The sequence below is a fragment of the Peribacillus alkalitolerans genome (genome assembly GCF_010882125.1).
Classification (GTDB): domain Bacteria; phylum Bacillota; class Bacilli; order Bacillales; family DSM-1321; genus Bacillus_BN; species Bacillus_BN alkalitolerans.
The window spans coordinates 1-10,958 of the sequence record NZ_JAAGVZ010000042.1 but is presented as its reverse complement, the minus strand read 5'-3'; the positions used below and the strand labels follow the sequence as shown (position 1 = coordinate 10,958).

At 33.4% G+C, this 10,958-nt stretch carries 12 protein-coding genes and 1 pseudogene; 3 read left to right on the top strand and 10 right to left on the bottom strand.

Going from position 1 to position 10,958, the window contains the following annotated elements:
• Positions 1–161: 161 nt before the first annotated feature.
• On the bottom strand, positions 162–3,770 hold the full coding sequence (locus G3O09_RS21715; protein ID WP_240338536.1) for a bifunctional 2',3'-cyclic-nucleotide 2'-phosphodiesterase/3'-nucleotidase: 3,609 nt from the start codon (positions 3,768–3,770) through the stop codon (positions 162–164).
• 256 nt (positions 3,771–4,026) lie between these two features.
• On the opposite strand from G3O09_RS21715, the gene G3O09_RS21710 reads away from it, so the two are divergent.
• Entirely contained in the window at positions 4,027–4,923 is an 897-nt protein-coding gene (locus G3O09_RS21710) for a LysR family transcriptional regulator (protein WP_163103524.1), read from the top strand.
• A gap of 125 nt (positions 4,924–5,048) precedes the next feature.
• On the opposite strand, the pseudogene G3O09_RS21705 reads toward G3O09_RS21710, so the two are convergent.
• The 9 genes and pseudogenes from G3O09_RS21705 to G3O09_RS21670 form a co-directional block, all read right to left on the bottom strand.
• A pseudogene (locus G3O09_RS21705) lies at positions 5,049–5,168 on the bottom strand (DUF2278 family protein); the annotation flags it as partial.
• 237 nt (positions 5,169–5,405) lie between these two features.
• Positions 5,406–5,498 (bottom strand): putative holin-like toxin, encoded by a 93-nt coding sequence (locus G3O09_RS22645; RefSeq protein WP_240338535.1) that lies wholly within the window; start codon positions 5,496–5,498, stop codon positions 5,406–5,408.
• A 401-nt stretch (positions 5,499–5,899) separates the two neighbouring features.
• Positions 5,900–6,322 (bottom strand): hypothetical protein, encoded by a 423-nt coding sequence (locus tag G3O09_RS21700; protein WP_163103522.1) that lies wholly within the window; start codon positions 6,320–6,322, stop codon positions 5,900–5,902.
• A gap of 533 nt (positions 6,323–6,855) precedes the next feature.
• Positions 6,856–7,299 carry a GNAT family N-acetyltransferase gene (locus G3O09_RS21695; protein ID WP_163103521.1) on the bottom strand — a complete coding sequence of 148 codons (444 nt, stop codon included), beginning with the start codon at positions 7,297–7,299 and terminating at the stop codon, positions 6,856–6,858.
• Positions 7,300–7,529: 230 nt separating this feature from the next.
• Positions 7,530–7,979, bottom strand: coding sequence for a hypothetical protein (locus G3O09_RS21690; RefSeq protein WP_163103520.1), 450 nt, complete (start codon positions 7,977–7,979; stop codon positions 7,530–7,532).
• A 120-nt stretch (positions 7,980–8,099) separates the two neighbouring features.
• Positions 8,100–8,375 (bottom strand): hypothetical protein, encoded by a 276-nt coding sequence (locus G3O09_RS21685; RefSeq protein ID WP_163103519.1) that lies wholly within the window; start codon positions 8,373–8,375, stop codon positions 8,100–8,102.
• 6 nt (positions 8,376–8,381) lie between these two features.
• Entirely contained in the window at positions 8,382–8,552 is a 171-nt protein-coding gene (locus G3O09_RS21680) for a hypothetical protein (RefSeq protein ID WP_163103518.1), read from the bottom strand.
• 27 nt (positions 8,553–8,579) lie between these two features.
• Positions 8,580–8,924 carry a DUF3221 domain-containing protein gene (locus G3O09_RS21675; protein ID WP_163103517.1) on the bottom strand — a complete coding sequence of 115 codons (345 nt, stop codon included), beginning with the start codon at positions 8,922–8,924 and terminating at the stop codon, positions 8,580–8,582.
• A gap of 248 nt (positions 8,925–9,172) precedes the next feature.
• Positions 9,173–9,637, bottom strand: a complete 465-nt coding sequence (locus tag G3O09_RS21670; protein ID WP_163103516.1) for a DUF3291 domain-containing protein — start codon at positions 9,635–9,637, stop codon at positions 9,173–9,175.
• Between the two features lie 170 nt (positions 9,638–9,807).
• On the opposite strand from G3O09_RS21670, the gene G3O09_RS21665 reads away from it, so the two are divergent.
• Together G3O09_RS21665 and G3O09_RS21660 are read left to right on the top strand one after the other, a co-directional pair.
• A complete protein-coding gene (locus G3O09_RS21665) occupies positions 9,808–10,089 on the top strand; it encodes a transporter (RefSeq protein WP_205439703.1) in 282 nt (93 codons plus the stop codon).
• Positions 10,090–10,389: 300 nt separating this feature from the next.
• The gene (locus tag G3O09_RS21660) at positions 10,390–10,785 is read left to right on the top strand and encodes a DUF3224 domain-containing protein (RefSeq protein WP_163103515.1); all 396 of its coding nucleotides are present in this window, start codon (positions 10,390–10,392) and stop codon (positions 10,783–10,785) included.
• The last annotated feature ends 173 nt before the right edge of the window (positions 10,786–10,958 follow it).

The following is a 10,958-nucleotide window of genomic DNA, read 5'->3' as shown; positions in this document are numbered from 1 at the left end:
AATAGAGCTAAGGAAGGTCTAAATTAAAGAAAACTACATGAAAATGACAAAAGGCATCCGAATGGGGTCATTCGGAATGCCTTTTGTCGACAATCTGAATAACCCCAGATAATGGGGTTATTGGAAGATAGTTTATTAATAATTCTACTATGCTTTTTACTTTAAGGAGTAGTTGTTACTTTTTGAATTCGTCCCTCTACTTCGTATGTGAATGGTTTTGGAAGTGACTTTACATAGTCAACTGTAGCTTGTAAATCTTCTGGTCCCACTTCTAAATTTGTTGAAAGTACTCCAATTCCATACTTTATGTTTCCGAACATATAATTGTTTACTACAACAGAGTACTCTTTGTTAGGATCTATTTTACTACCATTTGGTAAAAAGATATCTACCACTTTATTCGTTGAAGAATCCCAAGTATATTTAAATCCAGCAATATGGAAATCAAGACCTTTATCAGTAATTTGATTATTTAATACTGTTTCGATATCTGCACCACTAAGCATTACCTTATTTAGTACATTTCCAAATGGTTGAATTGCAAATAAGTCGCCAAACGTTACTTCACCAGCATCAAGTTGTGCTCGTACTCCACCACCGTTCATCATTGCAAAGTCAGCATTCATTGAAGCTTTCATTCCATCAGCTATTAAGTTTCCAAGTGCAAAATCACCGATAGTATCAGAAGATGGATAACCTTTTGGTAAAGTTGCCATCGAATCTCCAATGATTTCTGCTTTAATTGGAGCAATTAAATCTTCATATTTCTTCATAATCGCAGAAACTGTAGGATCTGGAGTATAGTCTTTTTGGTACACAGTTACTACTTCAGCTTCCTTTTTAACGATTTCGCCTGTATCAGCATCTAGCTCTAAATCAACATCTGAAAATGCAGTGCCATATGAGTAAGCTTGAACGATTAATTTATTATCTACTTCCTTATCAACATATACGTGATTATGAGCAGCGAAAATTACATCTACTTCATCATCTACTTTTTCGGCAATTTCAGATGCATCAAATACATCTGCTTTACCTGTTTGAAGTGTAGGATTATGAGCTAGAACTACGATTGCTTCAATTCCTTGTTTTTTAAGAATATCCGTATACTGATTAATCGCTTCAGCCTCATCACGGATTTCAAGTGTTTCATTTCCTTTTCGAACAATCATTGTTGGCGTTTCTTGTGTTACAACACCGATGAAGCCAATCTTTTTGCCACCTACTTCTTTAATTGCATATGGTTGTGTGATCAATTGACCAGTTGCAGTATCATAAGCATTGGCAGCAATAACTGGAAAGTTCATTCCATCATATCCTTTTGTACCCTTCGGATGTTCCCCTCCATTAATCATACGCTTTAATTCTGTAATCCCCTCATCAAACTCGTGATTTCCAACAGTTCCCACATCAAAGCCCATTGCTTCCATTACTTCAACAGTTGGTTCGTCTTGAAATAATGCTGAGATTAAAGGACTACCACCTATCATATCTCCTGCATGAACAAGTAAAGTATTTGGATTTGATGCTTCACGTTGTTTCATGGCAGCAGCTGTAAATTCCATGCTACCAGCTAATACATCTTGTCCATCAAGTTTTACTTTTGTATCAGTATCAAGTTGTCCATGAAAATCATTTAAGCCTAGTAATTGAACTTTAATGTTTTCTTTTGGAACTGTGCCTAAATCATATTTGAAAATACCAAAACCTGCATGATCTGTTTTATTTGTAAATGAGATTTTACTATTTGTTTTAATATACTCTTCTGCTTTTGGTGAAGATGTGAATGTTACGTTAACATTACCGTTAATCGGTGCAATCGACCAATTATTGTCTGCAGTTGGCGTAATTGTTTTCATTTCAGAAATGTAATCCATTAAGATTTGACGATTTTCATCAGCTGAATCAACAACAAGTTCACTTCCTTTAACACCTGGGAAGTTCCCTCCACCACCAGCACGATAGTTATTTGTGACAACGATGAATTCCTGATTTACATTTAATGCTTGGCCGTTATAAGTTAAATTCAATACACGACTTGATGCACTATTAATTAAATTTCCGTTCACATCATATCTTGCAGGTTTGGTTACATCGATTTGATAGTTTACACCGTCTATCACATCAAAGTTATAAACAGGGAAAGATGGATTTAATAAAGCTTGCTCTTCTGATTTATTTGGATCGATTTGATTAAATTTACCAGCAGTCATTTCAATCCATTCTTTAACGACTGAACCTTTTACTTTAATAGCTTTTAGCGTATTATCATAAAGATATAAATCGCCTGCACTTCGAATCGTTAAGTCACCTTTTTTAATCTCTGTGTATTCAGCAACCCCATTACGTCCAGCTTTAAATGGTGCACCAACAGATAAAATTGGTAAGTTTTTATATTCTGGTTTCTTATCAGCAACATATTTCTCTACAAACCATTTTTGAGCATTTGTAACAACTTGAACTGAAGGGTCATCTTGAACCAATGAAAAATAACTATGAATATCATCTGTTGTTGATCCAATTGGTGTATTTACATATTGAACCGTTGCATCATGATTTGGTTTAATAGCATTAACTATTTCTTGGTCAGGTGCTACTGTACTTTCTGTTTTAGTTTTACCTGTAACAGGGTCTTTCACATCAACCCAAATTTCACGAGTTGAAGATTGTGAGTTAACAACCGCCCATTTACCTTTTTCTTTTTTTAATGTTAAGTCGATTAGCCCTAACGATCCACCACCATAACCTGCTTGTACAGCTGGAATACCATTGATTGTTCCTTTTGCATTATCAACGCCAGGTAAAGGTTTTTTATCTGCCCCTAAAAATAAACCATCTAGCATAGCTTCTGATTTAGCTGGGAATACTTTATGTGTATGAGAGAAAGTAATTGCGTCAATACCAGGAACTTCACTTAACGAATAAATTACATCTTCTGTATTCCCTTTGTTCGCACTAAAGCCTGAATGCGTCATAGCTACAATTAGATCTGCTCCGTCTTCTTTCATTTCTGGTATGAATTTTTTAGCCGTTTCAACGATGTTTTTAGTGATAACTTTGCCTTCAAGATTCGCTTTATCCCACTCATTAATTTGAGGTGGAGCAAAGCCAATGAAACCGATTTTTATTACATGTTTCTTACCTTGTTCATCAACAATTTTTTTATTTAGAATCTTATACGGATTAAATTTGTTTTTATCATTATCAGGATTATTGTCATGATCATCAACGAAAACGTTTGCATTGACATACGGAAAATTAGCATCATCATATGCCTCGTTCAAAAAGTCTAATCCATAGTTAAATTCATGGTTTCCTAGTGTTGCCATATCATATCCCATTAGATTCATGGCTTTAAACACAGGATGAACTTCACCATTCCTTAAAGGATCAATTTTTGCTTCATAAGTTCCTAATGGAGTTCCTTGAATTAAATCTCCATTATCAACTAAAACATTATTTGCGATTTCATTACGTGCTTCTTTTACTAATGTAGCTGTCTTTGCAAGTCCTACTTTTTCATAAGCAGAATTTTTGTAATAATCGTAGTTTAATAGATTCGTGTGAATATCTGTTGTTTCCATAATACGAAATTTTACTAAGTCTTTCTCTGATGGCAATTCTTGCTGGTCCTTTGAAACTAGCACATTTACTGGTGCAACCTCATTTGGTGCTGCAAATGCTTGTGTATTAAGCAAAGGCATACTTAATAGAGATACTGCTAGTGACGCTGATAAGGCTTTCATTGTTGTACGATTCTGTCTCCTCATCTTCATTCCCCTTTAATTAATATAGTAAAATATTGCCAATAACAGTTCTTTCTTTAGTTAATTGCTGATGTGCTTATTTCACACTCTCACCCGTAATTCTTCAATCTTAGATTAAATGGTGGAATTAGCGAAATAATAGTCTTGTAAGCACTTTCAACACTCTAAATTAATATACTTTCCTTTTCAGTTAATATAAAGTGTAAATAAGTGCAATATAATTGATTTTTTTTCACTTAAATGAAAATGGAGCGCTGATATGAATATTTTACAACTTGAATATATTATTGAGGTTGCAAAAACAAAATCATTATTTAAAGCTGCAGAGAATCTACATTTATCTCCATCCGGAATTAGTAAAGCCATTTCGAATCTAGAATCAGAACTTCAAATAAAGATTTTTAATCGATCAAGATTGGGTGCCGAGCTTACAGAAGATGGAAAATTCATTGTCAGTAAAGCCCAAGAAATTATGTTGAAAGTCGAGGATATAAACATTTTTGTAAATCAAAAACTTAATCCAGAGCATATCAAAATATCAATATCTGCCAATCCTTACGCAATGTTTATAGTCCCTAGCGCACTTTCCATATATAAGAAAAAGTTTCCGTATAGTCAAATTGAGATTTTTGAAAAAAAACCACTTGATATCATATCCGACGTTGTAAAGGATAAGATTGAATTTGGTATTACAACATTTACTGACGAAATGGTAGCTTCTCTTCCAGAATTAGAATTTGAAACAGTTCATGAAGGTGGTACAGTTTTATGTGTGAGTAAAAATTCACCACTAGCCTATTTGGAGAATATCCGAGTTGAAGACCTTGCAAATCAATCAATTATTCTTTTTGAAGATCCTATTTGGTCGGGATTTGTAAAAGAACTATTTACTTTTGTTCCTAATATGAACATATTATTAACTACAAACAACGTGAACGTTATTTCCGAAGCAGTATCAGATGGATTAGGTATTGTTTTCTCATTGAATTTATTTTTAAATAAGTTCGCAGTTATTCAAAATGGAAGCGTTATCACAATACCATTCAACCATCCAAGTCAAAATCGCTTTTACTTTGGAATTGTATATTCAAAAAGCAAGAAATTATCCGAACATAGTAAACAATTTATAAAAGCTTTTAAACATAACATCCCTTAAGTAAGTATTCAGTTATCCCTTTTCAGTTATACTGCGTCTTTAGTTCAAAAAAAAGCTGTCGCAATGACAGCTCGAATCTTAATGTAAAACCCCTATAGATTAAGTAGAAATCTTCACACCCCTACTATTCGATAGTAAACATCTCCATCATCCTGAATAAGAACTTGATAATGAGGCTTATCCCCTGTTCCCATCATAGATTTAACTGCTTTTCCTTTTAAAACTCCATAATTTTTTAAAGGCATATTTAATTCCTCCTTATTAATTATTTAATGAATTTAATAGAGAAGCATATACACTTTATTCAATAAAAGAGAGCGATAATCCTTCTGGATCACTGCCCTTTTAATAAGATTAAAATGTATTGTTTATTTTTTTGTAAATTAGATAGATATCTAGTACTCTTTGATAACCTATAATAACTTTTCATAATTGTTTTAACCGTTACCCTAAAGAAAAAAAACACGCCATCAAGCAGCGTGTCATGTATCCTTATCCTTATCATGAAATTTGAGTACAGCGATCACAAACATCCCAAAGCTCAGCATTAACGACAAAACTTCGTAAGTCACCATAGTTATCGCCTCCTTACCTACATCCTCCCCAAATCCAAGTTTGTCCTATTCAGATTTAATGAAGAAAAATAAATACATTTTGGGTATGTATTTATTGGCGATATCCAGTATCGATACAATATCTTACTACAATAAAAAAGCACCATTTTTTAATAACATTAGCAAGGTCTACAAAAGAAGAGCTAGGGCTTCTGATGAACTTCATCTTACTTTTTTACCTTAAGTCCCCAATAGGTTAAGAAGAAAGAGAAATAACCATATTCTCCCTTAGAAATATATATGCTTTATTTACGATGGATGGATATCACGAGATTATAGATTAACCTTTACGTTTCCCCGAAGTCATCCCACCTGTAGCTTCTGTTATTCAATCAATCGAAATTTTGTATGATGTTGAAAACCTATGTGTCCCAAAGTTTATCCAATTCACGTACTTGATCATATGCTACTAATAGATATTCAGGTACAAGTGTTCTTCCACATTCCCAAGAATTCTGTTCGATTTCTGCTAAAAGCTGTTCCTTTTCTCCTTCTTCACCATAAATGAGCGTCTTTAAAACTCGTGTATTTTTCCTAAATTCTAAATAATAACCTAGCTGATGATAAAGAATAATTTTCACAAAGTTTTCATCTGTTTCTTTAATTTTAAAGTTAATTTTAGCTTTATATCCGTTAATTTGTATGTAATTAAACTTTATCGTATTTGTCGATACGTTATAACTCATCGGTGCAGAGAGTGTATTGTTGAATTCAAAATTTATATTTAGTTTGAGCTCTTGTAATGTATTTTTAATTATCTTCTCAACATCCCATATATAAAGCATTTTTCTTTACCCTCCCTAAAAACATTTTCAAAAATCGCAAGAAAACCTATCTTGCTTCAATTTATTATATCCTCACCAAAAGTTGTTTTAATTTATATTGAAACCGTTTATCTTTCTATGAATTTTTTTTGTAAGCTACCTCATATTCGAGCAATATGTAATTCTGATTTTAAGTCTTCATATGTACCCTTCTTATTGAATTAAATTTATATAAAATTGCACATTGAAGTCGTTTTAACATTATAATACACTGCATTCTGTAACAAGAGACATTTATCATAATTTGTTATTGAACTAAACTGCCCAGTAAGAAAAAATGCGTATCTAGTAGATACGCATTAACTTACTTTTTTATTTTTGTCCTTACTAAATGGTTTGAAGTCTTATGTTGTTTTCATTTTCATCTATGTATTCAAAGAAACCAATTCGATTTCCCAAAGGATCCGTAGTCCTGTCCTATTGATTCAATATAAAAAAATAAACTTGCTTCCTTCATCAAAAAAGCTACCTCAATGGCAGCTTCTTAGGAATAACTAAAAGTATTTAGTATAAATGTCAAATTCATTATCTAACTGCATCCCCAGGTCCTCATATAGTGCTTTTGCAGTATGATTATCAGGTGCTGTCTGTAATGAAACGTACCTTCCATTCATATCTTCACAAAACTGATATACACGCTCAATAAGCAACCTGCCAACGCCTTTTTTCCTCCCAGCTGGATTCACAAATAAATCATTTAGAATGTAGGCTCGCTTCATTCCCACAGATGAAAAGGTAGGGTAAATTTGTACAAATCCAACAGGCTGATCATCACTATCATAAGCGATAAAAATAACAGACTCTTTATTAGTTATTCTCTCCTGAATAAATTTTCTAGCTCCTAATTCATCATTCGGTTGACCGTAAAACATACGGTATCCATTAAATAAAGGAACGATATCTTCTAATAATCCTATATTCGCTTGGACAACTTTCATAACTATTCCCCTTTTGAACTGCACTGTTTCGTACAATTTATTTGTCATTTTGAATTTATCTACTACATTATTCAATATAACTCGCAATATTTGTAGGGGCAGATTAGAGCTTTTTAACCATGCCAGATTTAACAAAAATATATAAGGAAGGTGACTACATGTTTAAACTTTCACTACCTTTATGGATAGTATAATCTGTAATACATAATCCCAATTCCTCCTTGAAGGACTTATTGAACTTCAATAACAAACGCATAACTCGAACTACCTTTCTCCCAATTAGCATAAACATCGTAAACATAAACGCCTTTTTCTTTTGGAGCTGGAATTACGTTGTCCTTTAATGGAATATTTTCTGTTTCGGCATTACTATGCCATCTATTTACACCTAAAGTATTTTCTTTAGGTTCACGATTAAACTCTATTTTCAATTTTGCTCCAGGTGACAAAACAACAGGTTGGATACTGTGAAAATTAACTAAATCTGGTGGAGAAATCTTATCGACACACTTAGCATTAAAAAGTCCACTCCAACAATAGGAACCTTGCACCACTTCCACTTTTTTACCCTCAACGGTTATGGTTGGTTCTGGAGGTTTATTATTAAATAACGCGTCAACAATATAGAACCCAACCACTAACAAAAATATAGCAAATAAGATTCTTATACCTTTTTTCATAAACAATCCCCCTTTAAATTAGTACACGTTGTAACATTTCATTGTTTCACAAATACCTTTTTAATCCCTTCTTCCAATAAAATTAGCTGTCTATGATGACAGCTATGGTTTTATAAAGCTTTATGTACTTTTTTTCCTAAAGAGACCGACCAACATTAGAATTAATCCACTGATGAATATTACGGGAAACAAGATCCACATCAGCATGGCTGCCCAACCATTCTCAACGATAATTGCATATGTCAAACCGATTGAAAAAGATAAGAATGGTGCGATTGCTAACATAGTAGTGATACCCCAAACGATATATTTTCTTTTTTTCGACTTACCTTTACTTAAATAGAATGCCAATGTTGATCCAAGTATTACAATTGCCAAAGCTACGAAAATCGCCATATCATTTCATTCCTCCCCATTAATACTTTTTTTCTCTCTAACATTGATAGCAATAAATAATAGTAAACCCATATTAATTCCACCTAGTAAAAGTAATAATGTTTTATCACTAATAACTTTTTCTAAGCCGAATACCACGAACACACTAAGTAAGACAAATATTATTAATTGATTCATAATCTTTCGCTCCTCTGGAATCATCCTTTATTTAGTGATTATGGATATTTTTGTTGCACCAGTCTGGGCAGGATATGAAGTCATTACTTCTTTTTTATGTGTTACTTGTACATATGTGCCAACACTTAACTTCTCATAATTAGCTTTATCCACAGTAAAATAAATGGCTTTTTTCTTTTCTCTCATCCCAAGATCTATAAGTTCTGTTAAAGACAAATTCTGAATATCCGTTGATGTAATTCCTTGAATAACTAGAATTTCATATTTTTCATCTACTATTCTTTTATCTGTTACCATTCCTTCAAATACCGGATTGGAACAACCAGCAACAAATATAAGTGAGCTAAAAATAATTATGAGTAATACTTTCAAAATTATCACTTCCTTATTGGCTAAATAACCCTACTAGTGAATAAGAAAAGCTGCTTATTAGCAGCTTGAATTAAGCATATTCTACTTTTGATTGAAATAAGGTTATTTTAATTCCCAAATTTCTTTTAACCACAAATATATAACTTTTTGAAATGCAATCTTTTCTCTCTTAAATTTAACATGTATATGTAATATTCTGTAAGTTGATGTGATATTCCTTCTTCCACTAACCTTAAGACAGCCCCCTGCTATTTAATTATGCACGTCTCCCCTTTTTCATCAAAAGCGTGCTTAAAGTCAAACGCAAAAGGAGTGGGTCCATGCAGAATATAATAGTTGTATCTTTCGAAAGCCTCCTCCCATGAGACATCATTCACCTCCTCTGTCCACCACACTACATATGAAAGGTGTTTCTCTTGATAAGGCTCCATCCATTTGCTCCTATCTCGTAATGCTTGTTTATGCTTACCTGAGTAGGTAAAATGATATAAGGATTGAAGGTTTTTCCATACAGTTAGCGTAAGAATAGGTAAACCTTCCCCTTTAATGGCTTCAGGGAAAGACACTCCATTTGATGAAAACGCCTCTATAAGATGTCCTGATTTAGATGCCTGACGAAATACTTCATTTCCTACTTGAAAAAAATCACGAGTGGCAGGGTGGTCATAGGGTTGACTTAGCCTACCAACAGTATAAATCGAAACTAAAGCCATAAAAAGCTCCTCCATTTACAGTCTTAACCTAGATATATTCAAGTAAGATGGGATCTTATTACTTCTAGTTACTTGCTGTTGCATCCTTGTTTATTTTCCCAATTTTTTATCCTTCTGCTTCGCTTCAACATATGATGTTGAGGAAATAGCTTAAAAAGGAGTGAAATCACATGGTGTTTTTTCCACCTCAATGGCCGATGCGACAACAACCACAATCCCCTCCCCCAACATTCATTCCACCAAAGCCTTCTGTATCCTATATTATCGACTGTTTATATGAAAACACTTATGTTTGGCTCATAAATGGGGAATCCTTCTGGTTTTACCCAACTCGGGTCGAGTATGGTGAAATTTCTGGATATAGATGGAACGGTGTCTTCTGGATGTTTTATGGAATTGATCCAAGATTTATTGATGCTGTTGCCTGTCCTCCAACCCCTACCCTTTACTAAATGAAAAACCCCTTGTGGAATAAAAACCACAAGGTTTTTTTTCATTTGTGGTTGCCTCCTCAATATTACAATTTCCTTCTTTTTCTTATTAAAATATACTCCCCTTTAAAGAAAAAAAGAGGTTCCACTGCTACCTTTCTGGTTAAACTCTAGTAGCCATTTTTTTAAGTGTAATACTTCACAAAGTTAGAAAAGAACAATAAATAAAAAACTTCTGTGTGCTAACACTTTTTATGTTAATTTTTAGGTGATATACTAGAGGTAAATTACTCATCTAATAATGAATGGAGGTTTTCATGTATGGAGGTAACATTTACAGTAAGCAAATGGGATGAAAAGCCAGTCGATGACACTAGAGAAGATTTCCCAATTAATATTGCACATGTCGAATATGACATTGACGGTGAATTAAAAGGAAAAGCTTTTGTTGAATATTTATTATATTATTTAGATTCAAACGTAGATGATGGTCACTTGGCCACTGCAAAAATTTCTGGATTTCTGCATTTCGAAGGAACTTATAAGGGGAAACGGGGGACATTTACAGCCATAGAGCAAGGAATATTTGAAAAAGGAAATCTAGATTCTCCGGCAACAGTTATCAAAGCTACCGGTGACTTAGATAGTTTGAAAGGGTTCTATAATTATAAGTTTACAGGTCAAACCAGTAAGATGATTCTAGACTTTGAATTCTAGCAAAATACCCTATAGTTTAGTAATAAGGGCATCCCCAGTAATACCAGGAATGCCCTTTTCGTCGAACGAGCTTGTTCAACTCCCTCAGTTTCATACGAATATCTCTCGAATGCTCACTTATTCGTAGGATTTCATAACCCTTGTAATTGGATTAACGGGTAATTGAAATGAGT

Coding starts and splice junctions, on each gene's coding strand:
- G3O09_RS21715 (WP_240338536.1), bottom strand. CDS start 3,770: ATGAGGAGACAGAATCGTACAACAATGAAAGCCTTATCAGCGTCACTA.
- G3O09_RS21710 (WP_163103524.1), top strand. CDS start 4,027: ATGAATATTTTACAACTTGAATATATTATTGAGGTTGCAAAAACAAAA.
- G3O09_RS22645 (WP_240338535.1), bottom strand. CDS start 5,498: ATGGTGACTTACGAAGTTTTGTCGTTAATGCTGAGCTTTGGGATGTTT.
- G3O09_RS21700 (WP_163103522.1), bottom strand. CDS start 6,322: ATGCTTTATATATGGGATGTTGAGAAGATAATTAAAAATACATTACAA.
- G3O09_RS21695 (WP_163103521.1), bottom strand. CDS start 7,299: ATGAAAGTTGTCCAAGCGAATATAGGATTATTAGAAGATATCGTTCCT.
- G3O09_RS21690 (WP_163103520.1), bottom strand. CDS start 7,979: ATGAAAAAAGGTATAAGAATCTTATTTGCTATATTTTTGTTAGTGGTT.
- G3O09_RS21685 (WP_163103519.1), bottom strand. CDS start 8,375: ATGGCGATTTTCGTAGCTTTGGCAATTGTAATACTTGGATCAACATTG.
- G3O09_RS21680 (WP_163103518.1), bottom strand. CDS start 8,552: ATGAATCAATTAATAATATTTGTCTTACTTAGTGTGTTCGTGGTATTC.
- G3O09_RS21670 (WP_163103516.1), bottom strand. CDS start 9,637: ATGGCTTTAGTTTCGATTTATACTGTTGGTAGGCTAAGTCAACCCTAT.
- G3O09_RS21665 (WP_205439703.1), top strand. CDS start 9,808: ATGGTGTTTTTTCCACCTCAATGGCCGATGCGACAACAACCACAATCC.
- G3O09_RS21660 (WP_163103515.1), top strand. CDS start 10,390: ATGGAGGTAACATTTACAGTAAGCAAATGGGATGAAAAGCCAGTCGAT.